This window comes from Paenibacillus sp. MMO-58 (genome assembly GCF_037146255.1).
Lineage (GTDB): Bacteria > Bacillota > Bacilli > Paenibacillales > Paenibacillaceae > Pristimantibacillus.
On the sequence record NZ_JBBCVY010000010.1, the window covers coordinates 35,815 to 51,889 of the forward strand.

The following is a 16,075-nucleotide window of genomic DNA, read 5'->3' on the forward strand; positions in this document are numbered from 1 at the left end:
CGTGATGGATACTTATCGGACGATCGAAAATACCGTTCGCGACTCCTATGGCCGAATCCTCTCCTATCTAGCCGCTAACTGGCGTGATCTGGAGGCGGTTGAAGATGCGCTTGCGGATGCCCTCGTCACCGCTCTGGAATCGTGGCCGAAGAAGGGGATTCCAGACAAGCCGGAGGCCTGGCTGCTTATGGTAGCCAAGCGGCGCCTTATGGACCGCCTCCGCCGTGAGCGCGTTTCCGAAAAAGCTTTTTCGGCTCTGATTGCCATGTCGGAGGAAGCGGAGCATATGGATTCCGCAGCTTTTCCTGATGATCGGCTGAAAATGTTGTTCTTGTGCTCGCATCCCGAGATCGATCCGTCGATGCATACGCCGTTAATGCTGCAGCTCGTGCTTGGCATCGATGCATCCCGCATCGCGTCCGCATTTGTGGTGAAGCCCTCCACGATGGGACAGCGGCTTACGCGCGCCAAAGCAAAAATTCGAAGTGACCGTCTGACCTTCACCATGCCTGACGTTGAAGAGTTGCCTAAACGCTTGGATGCCGTGCTGGATGCAATCTATGCGGCGTATGGCAGCGGTTGGGATGATCTTGCGGGAGTAGATTCGAGACGCAGAGGGTTAGTGGATGAGGCCATTTATTTGGGAAGACTCCTTGCCGCTTATATGCCTGATGAACCCGAAGCGCAGGGGCTTCTTGCGCTTATGCTGCATTGCGAAGCACGGCAAAGAGCCCGCCGCGACGATTCAGGGAACTACATTCCGCTGAGCGAGCAGGATACCTCGCGCTGGTCCGTCCCGTTGATAACGGAGGCGGAAAAATATCTGCATAAAGCCGCGCGATTCGGCCGAATCGGACGATTTCAGCTTATGGCTGCTATTCAGTCCGTTCACGCCCAGCGGGCAAGGAGCGGACGTACGGAATGGAAGGAAATCTCCTTGTTATATGAAGGTTTAAGCCAACTGAGCCCAACTCTTGGTATTCTGGTAGGACGCGCGGCTGCTGTTGCGGAGGCATACGGTCCAAGGGAAGGATTGGCTCTTCTAGAAGCGATACCTCAAGCGAACAGGGACAGCTATCAGCCTTATTGGGCGCTGCTCGCTCATTTGCATAGAACAATGGAAAATCTCGAGGAAGCACGAACAGCTTACAGCCGCGCGATCGGCCTTTGCGAGGACCGTTCCGTAAAACAGTTCCTGCATCAACGCGCAATGGAGATTTGTTAATCTGCAAACGATGCACCCTGTCGGTAAGCCCGGGGAGACAGGCCGTATCTTTTCTTAAACAGCTTGGAGAAATGAAATTCATCATAGAACTGAAGGGCGGCGGCAATTTCTTTTACCGATGCTTGGGTTGTCTCGAGCGATGTCTTGGCCGCGGCCAGCTTCAGCTCCTGCATATATTGGTTAGGGGGCATGCCCGTTCTCTCGCGGAAGCGGGTGAAAAAGGCGTTGCGCGATAATCCGCTTTGCCGAACCCATTCCTCGATCGGGAAGGCTTGTCCAATCGTTTGGTGCATGCGGTACAAAATATCGTCTAATTCGGGATGTCTGCCGGAGCGGTCGGCTTGCCTTTCTCTGGCAAACAGCAGCAGAAGCTCTTGCATGGCCAGATGGGAGTCATAAGCATAGCCGGCAGGCTTCATAATGAGATTGTTAATTAGCCGCTCGTTAATCCGGGCGGCTTCTGCCATTTTGGCGGTGGAAACGGGAATGCCAACAGGGAGATTTAGTCCTAAGGCCATGTCCAGCGAATCAAATTCCAGAAAATAAAACTTCCAATTCCCATTGAAACATCGGTATGCGGTCGGGATATCCGGCGGTACGATTATATAGGTTCCGGCATTCAGTTCATGCTGCTCGCTTCCCAGCGTGAGTATGCCTTTGCCTTCCCAGGTGGCGAATAAGCCCGGGGAGGAGAAGCCGGCTGGCTTGGCGACTTGATAAGAATTGTCCGCTTGTACCTTCCATATTAACCGAAACCGGCAGGGCGGCGACGGATGCTCTTCAAGCTCGTAGGGGATATTCATAAAGGACATGGCAAGCCTTCCTTTCGAGAATTTAGTACGACTATACATGTTTTTGCAAATGGCCTCCATGGTATAGCAGGGTGGACCGGCGCTAAAATGAAGCTAACATCGGATGAAGGAGTGATTGGTGTATGCTGCTCAAAGTAGGGAGCCGGGAACTAGAGTTTGGAGGACCTCATTTAACGGAACTGAGAGATTCGAATGAGCTATTGCATGATGCTGACGCATTAAGAGAGCGGCTTGCGGAGGACGGTTATTTGCTGCTTCGGGACTTCCATAATCGAGAGCAAGTGTTGAAGGCGCGCCATGCCATCCTGCAGAAAATGGATAAGATGGGCAAGCTGGACCGGGATACGCTGCTGGAGGAAGGCGTAATGGCCGACGGCAGCAAAACCATTTTCATGGGAGGCACTAACGAAGATTTGCCGGAATTGCTCAGCGTGCTGAATGGCGAGCATATTATGGGCTTCTTCGACGAGCTGCTGGGGGAACGGTCGCTGACGTACCATTACAAGTGGCTTCGCGCCGTCGGACAAGGAGATTTTACCGGTGCTCATTACGATATTGTGTATATGGGGCGCGGCACGCATAACCTCTACACCGTATGGTCGCCTCTTGGCGATATCGATTACGACATGGGAGGTCTGGCGATTTGCCTGGATTCCCATCACTTTGAGGAGCTGAAGAAGTCGTATGGCTCTAAGGATTCGGACCGTGATCCCGGAATCGGGCACTATACGGATGATCCGCTTGTCATTACGGAGAAATTTGGAGGCAAGTGGGCTACAACCGAGTATCGCGCGGGGGATGTATTGATTTTTGGCATGTTCCTCATGCATTGCTCGCTAGCCAATACGACGAACCAATATCGGCTCAGCGTGGATACGCGGTACCAGTCGAGCTTGGAAAAGGTTGACGAACGGTGGAGCGGCAAGAAGCCGCGGGGCCATTTCAAATAGAAAGTACTTGATAAAAACATCGCCGTGCAGCCAAAGGCTCCGGCGATGTTTTTTGCGCTTTGCGAATGAAACAAGGATTTCATAAGTGCCTATAAGAATTATAGTTAAGATTAATTTAGTTATTATTTTACATAAAAAAATGGATTGGACAGTCACATTTCCGTTTTTGGGGTTGTTATATAGGCATCGGGGCCCCGAACCGGGAAAGGAGTTCATATGGACGTTAACGAATCTATGGAGTCGCTTAGCGCGGATCGAATTGAGAATCTCGTCAAAGCTGTGCAAGCCGGACAAGTTGAACCGTATCGCGCGATTGTGCTGCATTTTCAGAGAAGGCTTCATCTTTATTGCTACCACATGATAGGCGACCGGGCGGAATCCGAGGATATCGTACAGGAAGTATTCCTGAGAGCCTATCGCGAAATTGGAAAATACCGGCCGACTGTCTCTTTCTCCGCTTGGCTATACAAGATCGCTTACCGGCTTTGCCTTAACGCGCTCAAGAAGCATAAAGGGCAGCATCGGTTGTTGTCTCTTATTCAGCTGCAATGGTTAACGGCTCCCGCGACTAGTTCCGACGAGTCGGCCGACGGCCTATTAATCGGACTGTCCCCGGAAGAGCGGCAGCTGGTTATTCTCCGAACGCTGGAGGAGCGCAGCTTCGCCGAAATTGCGGAGCTTACGGGAAGCAACGCCATAGCTTTGCGCAAGAAGTTCGAGCGCATTCGAAAGAAACTCAGAAAGCAAATGAGGGAGGAAAAACTCGATGAGCGATTATTCCCCGGGCTTTGAACCGCTGGAGCATATCAAACGGGACGCCGAGCGCAGCGCTCCTGCACCTGTGGATTTCTCCGAGCGGATTATGCAACGGATTGAACTTGATTCTGCGGGGGGTTCAAGTTATAAGGCTTATAAGCCTAAGCGGATGGCAATCGGTATTGCGCTGATTGCGCTAACCGTGACGCTGCTATGCGGATTTACTTATGCGATAACGGCAGGCGTGCTTACGATAAAAGACGATGCCGGAGGCGAAATCATGCAGGTCCAATCACCGGAGCCCATTCATGCGGAGCAGGTTGAGCTTCTAGACCGGATTAAGAGAACGGTTAATAATCAATTGCAGCAAGGGGAGGCCGCGATCATTATAATGGGCCAAGACGATATCGACGCCGTAAAGAGACATGAAGAGCCGGAGAATTATTATCCGGTGTTTCAAGGCTTCAGCTATTCATCTACGGAAGATATCCCCACTCGGTTGGTCGGCCATTTAAATGAGCTGAAGAAGCTTGGCGATCAGGTAGTGGATGCCAAGCTTACAGAGGTGGAATTGTCTCCTTACCTGGGTCACCCGAATGTTTTAGAACCCGAAAAATGGGTGGAGGCCAGCGAGTCCGGATCGGGTTATCCTTATGCGTACTATAAACTCAAACCGGACGACCAGGCATACATGGAAGATGCCGTCCTTAGTCTGACTTATCGGAAAGGGGATTCAACGTTTAGGCTTAGCGGCACTTATGGTGAATTTACATCGGTAACCGTCTTCGATAAGAACCCTTCGGCTGAACGCATTCACGATGTTGCAGGTATACCAATCTACCATACCGATGGTCAAGATGCGCCTTATCTAACCTGGCTTGAGCCCGTTGGCGACGGGGAATTGATGTGCTGGCTTAATAGCAATGCGGATCTAAAGCAGCAATTGAAATTCGCGGAAGCGGTTATTAAGGCCGCTAAACATTAGGGTGGTTGCTGAATTAATGCTGGAGCAGAGCATTATTTTTCAAGGAATATCATGGGTTGATGGATAAGTAATAAGGGGGAAGAACAATAACTTCATTAGGAGGCTTATACGATGGGAAGGCAATTGGCATTTCGCAAGGACGGAACGTTTAAAATTATTCAGTTTACGGATATTCACGTGTATGACGGTCTAGGGGAAGCGGATGTCCGCTCGCTGGCGCTAATCAAGAACCTGATCGAATCCGAGAAGCCGGATCTGATTGTTTTCACGGGAGACCTTATTTTCGCCGATAATGAGACAGGCGACCTAAGAGGGGGATTCCGGAAAACGGTGCAAATCGCCGACCAATCCGGTATTCCGTTCGCCGTTATTTATGGCAATCACGATGCGGAACGAAACGTGAAGAAACCGGAGCTGCAACAGATTTTATCCGAATTCGGCAATTGCATTAGTGATGCCGGTCCCGAGGATATTGGTGGCATAGGCAATTATACGGCAACGGTCAAAAGCTCTTCGTCGGGCAGCGATGCAGCCGTTCTGTATTTTATGGATTCGGGCGAATATGCGCATGAAAGCATTGGCGGATACGCATGGATTCAGCCTGGTCAGGTTCAATGGTACAGAGAACAGTCCCGCCAGCTTGCCGAGAAAAATAACGCCGTGTTGCCTGGCCTTGCCTTCCTTCATATCCCTCTTCCCGAATACAACGAAGTATGGGAATCCGGCGGGGCAGAAGGTACAAAAGGAGAGCAAGTGTGCTGCTCCAAGGTCAACAGCGGTTTGTTCGCCGCCCTGTTGGAAAGAGGGGATGTGATGGGGGTATTTGCGGGGCATGACCATAATAATGATTATATCGGCAAACATCATGGCATCACGCTTGCATATGGACGCGCTACCGGCTACAACACTTACGGCGATTTGAAGCGCGGCGCCAGAATCATTACCCTCATTGAAGGAGAACGCCGGTTCGATACTTATATTAAAGAAGATGCAATCTGAAAGCGGTAGCATGCAGTAAACCGGAGAATCAGCGGGACACGCGCTATGATTAAAAAGGACAATCCGTCATTTTATTGCATGAATTGTCAGGCTGCTTGAACATCGCGGTGTTATGCTCCTTACGAAAGGAGGGATCGAGATGGATTGGCTTCAGCGCATGAATCTGGCTATCGAATACATTGAAGATAACCTGGAGCACGAGATCAATTACGAACAGATAGCTAGAATTGCCTTATGCTCCGTCTATCAATTTCAGCGTATGTTTTCGTTTGTGCTTGAGATGCCTTTATCCGAATATATAAGGCGAAGACGGCTGACGCTTGCAGCTTTTGACTTGCAAGACAGGAAGAACAAAGTAACGGATATCGCCTTGAAATACGGTTATGAAACGCCTGAATCATTCTCTCGGGCATTTCAGAATCTGCACGGACTGACGCCTACTGCGGCCCGGCAGGCGGGTAGACCACTGAAAGCGTACCCTCGTCTCTCCTTTCAAATTATTCTCAAGGGAGTTGCCGAGATGAATTATCGAATTGAGGAACGGGAAGCTTTTCAAGTGTTTGGACTAGAAGATATATACGGCATGGACAATATTGCGAATCAAGACGGAATAACGATCCCGGAAGTCTGGCATAACATTTCAAAGAATGGCGAGTTTGACCGGCTATTTCATTCATTAGCCGGAGATTGGCGGGCTGAAGGCCACTTCGGCACAGAGCTTGGAGAGGTCTTTGCATTTGATTCCTACAGGTTCACAAGCAATACCACTTTTCCTTATTTAATTGGATGTTATAAATCGGCTGGAAGCAGGATAGACGGGTATACGGTCATTGATGTTCCGGCATCTACTTGGGCGGTATTCTCCACATTAAATGATGGAAACGGGAGCGGGAACTACGATTTGCGTTCGCTTAAAAACCGTATATTCTCGGAATGGCTGCAAACATCCAAGTACACGATCATGGATGGAGGCAACTTCGAGATGTACTGCACGCATCAGGGTGGGGACGAGTACTGTGAATTATGGTATCGAATCGAGGAAAAGAAAGAATAAAGAAACGGACGGACGCTTGCTGGCGTCCGTCCGTTTCTGTGTTCTAGCTTTGAAGAACCCGGGTAATCATGGTTGCGAATTCCGCTCTGGTTATTGCGGAGTCGGGGCGGAAGGTGCCGTCGGCATACCCGGTAACGATCTTGTTGGCCATAAGGGCTTCTATATAGGTATGCGCCCAATTGCCGGCTTGCACATCGGGGAAGGCAGTGGTGCTGCTGCCGCTGAGCTGGAAGGCTCTGGCTACGAGGGCGGCCATTTCTGCCCGGTTAAGCTTATCGTCCGGGCGGAATTTCCCGTCGGCATAACCATTCATGAGTCCGGACTTCTGAGCGGCTCCGATGTAGCCGGCAGCCCAATGCGTGCTAGGCACATCCGAGAAGCTGCTTGCCTGCGATTGAAGTCCAAGCTGTATCGCCAGCACCTTTAAGGCCTCTGCGCGCGTAATCCCAAGGTCCGGTCGGAAGGTGCCGTCCGGGTAACCGGCTAATAATCCCTTCTTGACCAGGAAGTCGATGCTTGTCTTCGCCCAATGTCCTTCTGTGTCGGAGAACGAAACAGGATCTTCGCCCGGTGGTTCATTTCCTCCCGGAGGCGTTCCGTTATTATTGCCCGGAGGCGTTGTTGTTGGAGGTGTTGTTGTTGGCGGTGTTGTTGGCGGTGTATAGCTCAGCGCTGGCGCGAAGGTGGTTACGCTGCGAGCTAAAGTATGCTGCTCCAGGGCGTAGCCCATGGCCAGAACGTTCGCGTCATCCCACGCTTTGCCGACCAACTGCATGGAAATCGAATAGCCATTCGGGTTCTTGCCCACGGGTACTACGACCGTCGGCAGTCCAACGTTGGAGGTAAGTACGCCGGTGCCTCTGTCTGAGCTTAGCTGAGCGGCGGCGCTGTCGTTGTTATACATATCGCTGATAAAGCCTGCATACACAACGCTGTCCACATCGTATTGATCCATCCAGTCCGCGATAATCTTCTTGTAGTTCGTTCTGTAAGCGAGGTACGCCTGTACTTGGCTTTCGGTCATTCGCGGACGTACCTGCAAGCTTGCTTGATTGTATAACAGCAGCTTTGGCGAGGCGAGCAGCTCGTCGCCCGTGGCGTAAGGGAAATCCGGGTTAAGCTCGATGTAACGTGCCCAGCCCTCGGAGCCGGCATTGCCCGCGGGTCTTGTGCCGCCCCCCGGAGGCGCACTCATCTCCACCATGGTAGCTCCTGCTTCCACCAGGTCTTCGAAGTGCTGCATGACGGCTTGTCCCGTCCCGTCGTCGGCGTATGAGGACACGAACGAAGAAGGAATATAGCCGATTCGCTTGCCTTGCAGGGCATTGCGGTCTAGAGCTTTCGTCCAGTCGCTAGGTTTTTTTGCATCTGCCTCTTGCGTCAGCATATCCTGCGGGTCGGTGCCGGTTGTTGCGTTAAGGATATAAGAGAGGTCGGTGACGGTACGGGCAATAGGTCCGGCATAGTCCTGCCCCCATGTCAGCGGCATTACGCCGCGCGTGCTTGCCATGCCGTCCGTTCCGCGGAAGGCTGTCAGGCTGGCGCCCGTAGACGGCGCGTACAGCGAAACGCCGGTCTGCGTGCCCATGGCAGCTGCCGCAAAGCTTGCAGCGACGGAAACCGCGGGGCCTCCGCTGGAACCAAACGAAGTTTTGGATGGATAGAGCGCATTCCAGGTCTGCATCCAGCCGCTTTCGCTAAAGCTGCCGCTGTTGGCAAACTCCGATGTGTTAGCTTTGCCGATGATGATGGCTCCTGCTTCTCTCAGCTTCTGAATCTGGTAAGCGTCCGATTTAGGCTGCCAGCCTTCCAACGCTTTGGAGCCGCCGGTGGTTGGCATATCCTTGGTATCATAGATATCCTTGACGGCAATCGGAATGCCAAGCAATTGGCCTGTCTTGCCTTCTTTGCGAGCTTGATCCGCTGCCTTGGCCTGTTGAATGGCCGTTTCAGAGACGTGAAGGAAGGAGTGGAAGCCTAGCTGTCCGAGATCATAAGCGTTAATACGATCCAGATAAGCTCTTGTGATCGCTTCGGAGGTCGTGATGCCTTTCTCCATATCGGACTGCATTTGCTCAATGCTTTTGTTGGTGACATCGTAATTGGAGGTCGTTACGGCAGGCGCTGCAGCAGGGGCTGCCGGAATGTCGAGACGCGTGACATCCGCGCAAGCGGCAGTATCAAATCCAGGGAGACTGGAAAGATCCCAGTTGCTGAGCGTGCATACTTCCGCGGGGGATAAGTGGGTGAGATCGGGATTTTCCGTCATTTGATCGAGCGAATCCGCGGCCTGGGTTAGTCCGGTCTCGCCTGTTTCTCCGGCAAGAACGTATCTGGCCAGCGATTTGGTATGACCGGGTTCGATTGTGAGTTTATGAATGAAGCCGTAGAAGTTCGCATCATTGCCGGAGGTTGCCAGCGGGGTGGTGAAAGGGTTCTGCTGCTGATCGCCGGTGCCTTGCAGCGCTCCTTCAAACGGAGCGGGGGAACCAAGAATGACGCCGATTGGGCGGTCCGCAGCTCTGCTTGTGCCTATCAAAGCCCATGAATCGTCGGCTGCGATGGCTGTGTCGCCGTTAGAGGTCGTTTTTACGGCCCCGTAATTTTGGCCGGTGCCGTAGCCGAGCGATCCGCCGAAGGACACATTGACGGTTACGGGAGCGTTGGTTGTGTTGGTGAAGGTATCGAAGAAACGAACGCTATTGCTTGCGCTGTTCAGGTAAATATCGCGTGTAATAAGGACGTCGCCAAGATTGACGGACTGCGTAGTGTCGAAGGTGTCGCTGCCATCGAATTCAAGCCCGAAGCCTCTCGTTAATTGACCGTTCATCCGGGGCGACGGCGAGGTGGATACCTGGACGAAAATATTGCCAAACCCCTGTATAGGCGTGTTGCTCGCTCTGCGGATGCTGCCTGTGTCCAGATTAGGCGCGAATGAATCGTGAATCTCCCAATCTATTCCGCCCGCGGATGTCAGTTTAGTTAACGCATAGGCGTTATTGGATGGAATAACTCCGGCGAAAACCATGGAAAGCGCGAGGGTTGCCGCGACAGCATACTTTTTGCTCCAAGCGCGTTTCGATCCCCGGGGAGTTTCGCGATCGGAGGTAGACGGTCGTTTGTCTTGCGATTGATGACTTTTGCTTTTGAACAATTTCATGCAACTCCTTCCATATGAACTCGAAAGAGATTCTATCATCATGTTAATAGAGCGTCAATTAATCTAACGCGTAATCATATAAAAGTAAAATATTTAAATAAATCTATTGGTTTTTAAATAAATATTGTTATGTATTCTAACATGTTATTTGACGCTTCCTTTATTGAAAAGGATAAAAATCGATATAAAAAAATGGCCGCGGAGAAAGACTCCGCAGCCACTTTTATTCTTCCTGAAAATATACTAGGTTAAAAGCACGGCGATCAGCGCGATGAATGCCGGCAGACCTTGAACGAGCAGAATCGAACGCTTCGCCGTAAAACCTCCGTAGACCGCCGCTGCAAGTACGCAGATCAGGAAAAATAGCTGAATCTGGTGTCCAGTCGAGGCATTGGGATGAACAAGCCCCCAGAAAAGACCCGCGGCCAAGAAGCCGTTGTACAGTCCTTGGTTGGCGGCAAGCGACTTGGTCGCTTCCGCGAACGATTTCTCGGTTCCGAAAGCTTTCCTTGCCCTAGGGCTCGTCCACAGAAACATCTCCAGGATCAGGATATACACATGTTCAATCGCAACAATCGCCGTTAAGATGACGGAGACAATTAGCATAGGAATATGACGCTCCTTTTTTGGATAAATTGCATACAATTTGTTTGACAAGATTATACATGAAAAGTCCTTATTTTATAACCCGCTATCTAAAATAAACGCTCATTTCAACCTTCTCGTAAATTTCAGCGTCAGTCGACAGTCAGTGAATCATCAGTCGACACCTTTCGTGCTAAATATATAATGAGAGATAAGGTATATTTACATATTGGTGGTGATTGCGATTTTATATGTTGCTGCTTTTTTGCTGTCCTTTGTAACGGTACTCGTGTTGATTCCTCCACTGAGCAAGCTTGCGTTCAAGATTGATTTTGTAGACAGGCCCAGGAAGGACGTCGAGCGTAAGCTGCACCGGAAGCCGATTCCGCTGACGGCCGGTTACGCGATTTTTATTGGCTTTTTTATCGCTTATTTGGCGGTGGTCCGTGATTTCTCCATGCAGACGGGGGCGATCTTTCTAGGCGGCCTATTGCTGCTGGCGATTGGTACGGTTGACGATTGGTATAAGACAAAAGGCAAGGATTTTCCCGCGCTGCCGAAGCTGATCGTTCAGCTCTCCGCCGCCGTGTTGGTGTACGCTTCGGGTGTTGTGTTTACCGGCTTCGTTAATCCGTTCTCCGGCCATTATGTGGAGCTTCCTGTTCTTTTGCAATTTGTCTTAACAACGCTGTGGATCTTTGGGGTGACGACGGTAATCAACTTCTCGGATGGGCTCGACGGGCTGGCGGGAGGGCTGTCTGCCATCTCCGCGATGACCTTGTTTATCGTAGCGCTGGCCATGGGGCAGTCGAACTCTGCGAATATGGCGATTATTTTAGTAGGCATAACCCTAGCTTATTTAAGATTCAACAAACCTCCGGCCAAAATATTTATGGGCGATGCGGGAGCGACTTTTCTCGGATTCATGCTTGCCGTTATTTCGCTCGACGGTGCCTTCAAGCAAGCAACGGCACTCTCTATTTTTATCCCGATCCTCGCCTTAGGGGTTCCAATCTTCGATAACCTGTACGTGATGCTCAAACGCTTCCTGCAAGGGAAGGCCATCTACCAGGCTGACGCGAGCCAAGCTCATTACCGTCTGCTGCGGGCGGGGCTTAATCATAAGCAAGCTCTCATGGTATTGTGTTTAATGGGTACATGCCTTGGCTTGTCCTCTATTATTCTTATGCTGGTAGAAATATAAAGGTTAGGCCGGACACCTGTTCAGGGTTTCCGGCCTTTTTTTTGTTAGGTGTGTTTTTGTGGTATTCTAGAAGGAATAGCGTATTGAAGTCCGCATTATTGGGGGAGTATCCATGCTTATACATGACCGGCATCAACAAATCATACAGCTGCTTCATAAATCTCAATCGGTTAAGACGGCTGATTTAATCGCGAGATTCGGCGTTTCGTTCGAGACGATCCGAAGAGATATGGAGTATCTGGAGCAGGAAGGTTTCTTGAAACGGGTTCATGGAGGGGCGACATTGCCTCAGGCGGACTACCGGAAAGAGCTTCCCTTCACCGTGCGGGAGACGAAGAGACATCTCGAGAAACGCGAGTTGGCTCAGACGGCTCTTCGTTTTGTGGAAGAGGGGCAATCTTTGTTCTTGGACGTGAGCACGACAAATACGGAATTCGCCAAGGCCTTGGCGGCCCGTTTCGAACGGTTAACGATATTAACCAATTCCTTTCCGATCGCTTCGATTCTTATGGCTAAGCCTCAGTTCACGATTATTTTTGTCGGCGGGTTGGTGCGTAATTCGGAACAATGCGCGGTTGGAGATTATGCCGAGTCATTTGTTTCCCAGTTCCATGCCGACCTGTTCTTCATGAGCATGAGCGGCATCTCCTTGACCGAAGGGCTGACGGATTACGGGATTAGCGAGATTCAATTGAAAAAGAGAATGCTGGAGCGGACGAAGCGGGTTATCGTGCTTGCGGACAGCAGCAAGTTTGATGTCGTATCGCTTACGCCGGTATGCGGACTGGATAAGATTGAGCGTATTATTACGGACTCCGGGCTAAGCCCGGATATACTTGAGCGGTACACGGAAGCCGGGATTACTGTTGAATGCAAATAGAAGATTGGATACAAGAAGAACCTTCCCGGAGGGTTCTTTTTTTGTTTCGCCGTGGTTGCTCCTTTTTTTTTAACCTCGATAGAGATTTTCTCAATTGACAGGGTGAAAGGCTCATGCTAACATTTGCGTAAAGTTGTATTTATGTGTGTTTATGTGTGTTATTCGGATGAGTGTTGAATTGATAAGGAGGGGTCAATATTTCGCTTGCCTTACTGCTTGTATTAGGATCCGGCGTGGCTCATGCCATCTGGAATTTGCTCACGAAGAAGAGCGGGAATAAGCAGTTGTTTTTGTTCATGATCTATATACCTGCTACCCTATTGCTTCTACCGGAATTTATCGCGGAGATCGTCTCCGTCCAAGTACCGTTGTCCGGATATGTTTTATTGGTACTGTCTCTGCTGATTCAAGCAGGGTATGCGTACTTCTTGTCTCGAACCTTAACTTTAGGCGATTTGTCTCAGGTGTACCCGATGATGAGAGGGATCGCCACCTTCCTGCTGCCTCTTTGCGGGGTTATTTTCCTGAACGAAAGGCTGTCCCTTTGGGGCTGGTTGGGTCTCGGATTAATTGCTCTAGGCTTCTTTCTATTAAGCGGGTTTTATCGGAGGAAGCAGCGGTTTCAAGCCTCGGGGAAAGTATTGTTGTCGATTGTAGCCGTAGGCTTCTGCACAATGGCATATGTCATGGTAGACAAAGTGAACCTGCAGCATTTTTCGCCGATTGTGCTGTTAGAGATATCGAATATCGGGTTTATGTTGGGGCTTGTTCCGTTTATCCGTTTCCGGGAAGTGGGCTGGGTTAAGCAGATCAGGGAGAACGGCAAGCTGCTTGTGGCAGGATCCATTCTGTCTCCGGGCTCTTACCTGCTGTTCTTATTCGCCATGAGCATGTCGCAGCTGACTTATGTAGCGCCGCTTCGGGAGATCGGGACCGTCTGTGGGACCTTTATGGGCGTATGGCTGCTGAAGGAAGGAAAAGGCGCCTTGCGGTTAGCGTCCGCCAGCATCATTTTCGCAGGTATTCTGTTAGTAGGGATATTAGGAATATAGGGGGGCTGAGAATGGGATATGAAGAGGGCAAAGGGAAGGCACGGCTTCAATTTCAGGTCATTACCGATACGCATGTGAGGACAGATCCCGGACATACGCATAATCGCAATTTGGCGCGGGCACTCGAGGATTTGAAACGGGAAGCGCCAGGCAGCAACGGTATTATGCATGTAGGCGATATTACCGACCATGGGCATGCGGAAGAATATGAAGAGTTTCGTAAAATATGGCGGGAGCATGGAGAAGGGCTGCCAATCGCTTATTTTGCTTCCGGTAATCATGATGTCGGCGGGGGAGAATGGCCTTTGCGTCTGGGAGCTTATCTGGACGCCACGGAGATGGGCGGACCGTATCACGCTCACATGGTGGAAGGTTACTCTTTTATCTTCCTTGGGACCGAGCAGGGGTTGGACTTATTCTCGTTCCTGTCGGAAACGCAGCTGTCCTGGTTGGACGGCAAGCTAGAGGAGAGTAAGAGTCTTAATCGTCCTGCCTTCGTGTTCCTGCATCAGCCGCTTAAGGATACGGTTGCCGGCTCCTATGAGTCGCAGAAGTGGTACGGCGTTACCCAAGATGAACAGCTTAAGGAAGTACTGTCCAGACATAGGCATGCCATTCTGTTTACCGGGCATACGCATTGGGAGCTGGAAGCGCCGCATACCCTGTATGACGATGAACAATTGCCCCGCATGTTTAACGCGGCATCCGTTGCCTACCTCTGGACGGATGAAGACGAGCATAAGGACGGCAGCCAGGGGCTGTTCGTCGAGGTATACGAGAATCGTATAGTTGTCCGAGGTCGAGATTTTGCCGCGGGCAAGTGGCTCGAGAGGGTTCGGTATGAGTGGGAGATTCCGGCGTGACCGGTTATAGCTATGTAAAAAGGGGATATCGCCGTAGATGCGATTACCCTTTTTTTATTTATTGCACCTCGAATGCAACCGACAGTGTTGTGCCGTAATCCGTAAGGTCGGCTCCGACCCTTTTGACAACACGGTAAGTTCCTGGTTTAAGATTGTCCGGAAGCTTAATGTTTTGTGAGTAGCTGCCAACCGTAATTGGTGCGTAGCCCTCAAGTGTCATATAGGTAACTGCTTTTTTGTTAAGGATCTTCCAGCTTTCATCTTTTTTTATTTCCAAGTCGTACATTCTTCCGTGATGGGTTAAGTTCGTCGGTCCGTGGTTCGTAATCCTTAACTGGAGTTCATCCCCTGCTGTGTAAACGGCTTTGTCCGTTGACATCTCCGCATGTATGACCTTGCCCGGGATATAGTAAATCTGCACAATTGAATCCGAAACGGAACCATCCTTTTCGACGAGCTCTGTAAGCAAGGAATAAAGCGAATCCGGTTTCTCGGGCATAACAACTTCCGCGCGAAAAGGGAACTTATGCACGATATCCTCGTCACTCCTAGGATCTGCCGATAACGTCTGCACATTTGGCGGAATCGTGTGGATGGGATGGAGCTCCGCATCAACCTCGGTTAACGTTGTCCGTATCGTTTTATCCGTAGGAAAATGCTGAAAGTACAGCCCTTGGTCTTGGTTGGGTGCTGTCTGAAACGCATAAGTAATCTCTTGTGAATTTTTCGGAAACTGATCCGGTAAAAGCGCTTGGAGTTTAGTTCCCGACTGAAATGGATGTCCGATACTCTCGTATACATCACGAGTCGGCCATTTCAATTCATAGTCTCCTGAGGAAGATTTATTGAGATGTTGCGAAATACCGTCCGCTATTGTTTCTTTTGATGAAGTATACGGCTTTCGATCATCGTTATTACTTGAATTGCATCCGGTGATAAATAGAGTAATCAAGAGAGTTGCAAATATCTTTCTCATTTCGGTCAGCTCGCAGTCTAGTTGAAGTTAATCCTTAGACGCGGAACGGGGATAAAAGTTTCTTGCAACTTGGAAGCTGTGACAGGTTGCGGACAAGCTGTCACAGCTTTTAATTAGCCCAAGAAAGCGATCGAACGTTTTACTTTTTTCGCGAATTCAATAGGATTATCGATGGATTCCCAGTGCACGTACATGAGACGCGGATTCTCGAACAACCAGTGATTGTGAACCGCCGTAACTTTAATCCCGTTCTTCCGAAGATTTGTGAGCAAGCGATTGACCTGGTTTTGGAAAAGCGCTGTTTCTCCCAGACAGAGTGCTCGTCCGGAACTGTCCAATGACTCAAACGAGAACAATTGATAACGAACGAGAGGGGACGCGGTGCGTTTTCCTAGAATAGAGGCTTTTATAATTCTGTTTCTTGAAACGAAACACACCGGACCTTTCGTAATTTCATGCTCTGTCCCGCCCAAAATGGAGGAGAAGCGGTTGCATATTTTTTTAAATTGCGGACTTGCCTTTACAGGTTGCGCCATTTACAGATCATCCTTTCATGTTTGAAAATAAAAAAATA

15 protein-coding genes are annotated in these 16,075 nt (G+C 50.3%); 10 read left to right on the forward strand and 5 right to left on the reverse strand.

Annotated features, from left to right (window positions below; translation table 11 throughout):
• Positions 1-4 precede the first annotated feature (4 nt).
• The gene (locus WFJ73_RS24985; RefSeq protein ID WP_336775664.1) at positions 5-1,225 is read left to right on the forward strand and encodes an RNA polymerase sigma factor; all 1,221 of its coding nucleotides are present in this window, start codon (positions 5-7) and stop codon (positions 1,223-1,225) included.
• Here WFJ73_RS24985 and WFJ73_RS24990 read toward each other — a convergent pair.
• Positions 1,222-2,037, reverse strand: coding sequence for an AraC family transcriptional regulator (locus tag WFJ73_RS24990; RefSeq protein ID WP_336775665.1), 816 nt, complete (start codon positions 2,035-2,037; stop codon positions 1,222-1,224). The two genes, WFJ73_RS24985 and WFJ73_RS24990, sit on opposite strands and share 4 nt — an antisense overlap.
• A gap of 122 nt (positions 2,038-2,159) precedes the next feature.
• On the opposite strand from WFJ73_RS24990, the gene WFJ73_RS24995 reads away from it, so the two are divergent.
• The 5 genes from WFJ73_RS24995 (at position 2,160) to WFJ73_RS25015 (ending at position 6,781) form a co-directional block, all read left to right on the forward strand.
• A complete protein-coding gene (locus WFJ73_RS24995) occupies positions 2,160-2,987 on the forward strand; it encodes a phytanoyl-CoA dioxygenase family protein (protein ID WP_336775666.1) in 828 nt (275 codons plus the stop codon).
• A gap of 216 nt (positions 2,988-3,203) precedes the next feature.
• Positions 3,204-3,779 (forward strand): RNA polymerase sigma factor, encoded by a 576-nt coding sequence (locus WFJ73_RS25000; protein ID WP_336775667.1) that lies wholly within the window; start codon positions 3,204-3,206, stop codon positions 3,777-3,779.
• Positions 3,754-4,728, forward strand: a complete 975-nt coding sequence (locus tag WFJ73_RS25005) for a hypothetical protein (protein WP_336775668.1) — start codon at positions 3,754-3,756, stop codon at positions 4,726-4,728. Before WFJ73_RS25000 ends, WFJ73_RS25005 begins: the two co-directional genes overlap by 26 nt.
• A 111-nt stretch (positions 4,729-4,839) precedes the next feature.
• A complete protein-coding gene (locus WFJ73_RS25010; RefSeq protein ID WP_336775669.1) occupies positions 4,840-5,727 on the forward strand; it encodes a metallophosphoesterase family protein in 888 nt (295 codons plus the stop codon).
• A 139-nt stretch (positions 5,728-5,866) separates the two neighbouring features.
• A complete protein-coding gene (locus tag WFJ73_RS25015) occupies positions 5,867-6,781 on the forward strand; it encodes an AraC family transcriptional regulator (RefSeq protein WP_336775670.1) in 915 nt (304 codons plus the stop codon).
• 43 nt (positions 6,782-6,824) lie between these two features.
• On the opposite strand, the gene WFJ73_RS25020 is transcribed toward WFJ73_RS25015, so the two are convergent.
• Together WFJ73_RS25020 and WFJ73_RS25025 are read right to left on the reverse strand one after the other, a co-directional pair.
• Complete coding sequence (locus tag WFJ73_RS25020) at positions 6,825-9,935, reverse strand: amidase family protein (RefSeq protein WP_336775671.1); 3,111 nt, start codon at positions 9,933-9,935, stop codon at positions 6,825-6,827.
• A 249-nt stretch (positions 9,936-10,184) separates the two neighbouring features.
• The gene (locus WFJ73_RS25025) at positions 10,185-10,547 is read right to left on the reverse strand and encodes a DUF1304 domain-containing protein (RefSeq protein ID WP_336775672.1); all 363 of its coding nucleotides are present in this window, start codon (positions 10,545-10,547) and stop codon (positions 10,185-10,187) included.
• Between the two features lie 214 nt (positions 10,548-10,761).
• Here WFJ73_RS25025 and WFJ73_RS25030 point away from each other — a divergent pair, with 214 nt between their 5' ends.
• The 4 genes from WFJ73_RS25030 (at position 10,762) to WFJ73_RS25045 (ending at position 14,525) form a co-directional block, all read left to right on the forward strand.
• Complete coding sequence (locus WFJ73_RS25030; protein ID WP_336775851.1) at positions 10,762-11,730, forward strand: MraY family glycosyltransferase; 969 nt, start codon at positions 10,762-10,764, stop codon at positions 11,728-11,730.
• A gap of 112 nt (positions 11,731-11,842) precedes the next feature.
• Positions 11,843-12,610, forward strand: a complete 768-nt coding sequence (locus WFJ73_RS25035; protein ID WP_336775673.1) for a DeoR/GlpR family DNA-binding transcription regulator — start codon at positions 11,843-11,845, stop codon at positions 12,608-12,610.
• Positions 12,611-12,843: 233 nt separating this feature from the next.
• Positions 12,844-13,662 carry a DMT family transporter gene (locus WFJ73_RS25040; RefSeq protein ID WP_336775674.1) on the forward strand — a complete coding sequence of 273 codons (819 nt, stop codon included), beginning with the start codon at positions 12,844-12,846 and terminating at the stop codon, positions 13,660-13,662.
• A gap of 11 nt (positions 13,663-13,673) precedes the next feature.
• Positions 13,674-14,525 (forward strand): metallophosphoesterase family protein, encoded by an 852-nt coding sequence (locus WFJ73_RS25045; RefSeq protein WP_336775675.1) that lies wholly within the window; start codon positions 13,674-13,676, stop codon positions 14,523-14,525.
• A 58-nt stretch (positions 14,526-14,583) separates the two neighbouring features.
• Here WFJ73_RS25045 and WFJ73_RS25050 read toward each other — a convergent pair whose 3' ends face one another.
• Positions 14,584-15,345 carry an immunoglobulin-like domain-containing protein gene (locus WFJ73_RS25050; protein WP_336775676.1) on the reverse strand — a complete coding sequence of 254 codons (762 nt, stop codon included), beginning with the start codon at positions 15,343-15,345 and terminating at the stop codon, positions 14,584-14,586.
• Positions 15,346-15,614: 269 nt separating this feature from the next.
• Positions 15,615-16,037 (reverse strand): DUF1259 domain-containing protein, encoded by a 423-nt coding sequence (locus WFJ73_RS25055; protein WP_336775677.1) that lies wholly within the window; start codon positions 16,035-16,037, stop codon positions 15,615-15,617.
• Positions 16,038-16,075 lie beyond the last annotated feature (38 nt).

Excerpts from the sequence above, each read along its gene's own strand:
- WFJ73_RS25045 (WP_336775675.1), top strand. The coding sequence starts at position 13,674 with ATGGGATATGAAGAGGGCAAAGGGAAGGCACGGCTTCAATTTCAGGTC.
- WFJ73_RS25055 (WP_336775677.1), bottom strand. The coding sequence starts at position 16,037 with ATGGCGCAACCTGTAAAGGCAAGTCCGCAATTTAAAAAAATATGCAAC.
- WFJ73_RS25000 (WP_336775667.1), top strand. The coding sequence starts at position 3,204 with ATGGACGTTAACGAATCTATGGAGTCGCTTAGCGCGGATCGAATTGAG.
- WFJ73_RS24995 (WP_336775666.1), top strand. The coding sequence starts at position 2,160 with ATGCTGCTCAAAGTAGGGAGCCGGGAACTAGAGTTTGGAGGACCTCAT.
- WFJ73_RS25035 (WP_336775673.1), top strand. The coding sequence starts at position 11,843 with ATGCTTATACATGACCGGCATCAACAAATCATACAGCTGCTTCATAAA.
- WFJ73_RS24985 (WP_336775664.1), top strand. The coding sequence starts at position 5 with ATGGATACTTATCGGACGATCGAAAATACCGTTCGCGACTCCTATGGC.
- WFJ73_RS25005 (WP_336775668.1), top strand. The coding sequence starts at position 3,754 with ATGAGCGATTATTCCCCGGGCTTTGAACCGCTGGAGCATATCAAACGG.
- WFJ73_RS24990 (WP_336775665.1), bottom strand. The coding sequence starts at position 2,037 with ATGTCCTTTATGAATATCCCCTACGAGCTTGAAGAGCATCCGTCGCCG.
- WFJ73_RS25025 (WP_336775672.1), bottom strand. The coding sequence starts at position 10,547 with ATGCTAATTGTCTCCGTCATCTTAACGGCGATTGTTGCGATTGAACAT.
- WFJ73_RS25015 (WP_336775670.1), top strand. The coding sequence starts at position 5,867 with ATGGATTGGCTTCAGCGCATGAATCTGGCTATCGAATACATTGAAGAT.
- WFJ73_RS25010 (WP_336775669.1), top strand. The coding sequence starts at position 4,840 with ATGGGAAGGCAATTGGCATTTCGCAAGGACGGAACGTTTAAAATTATT.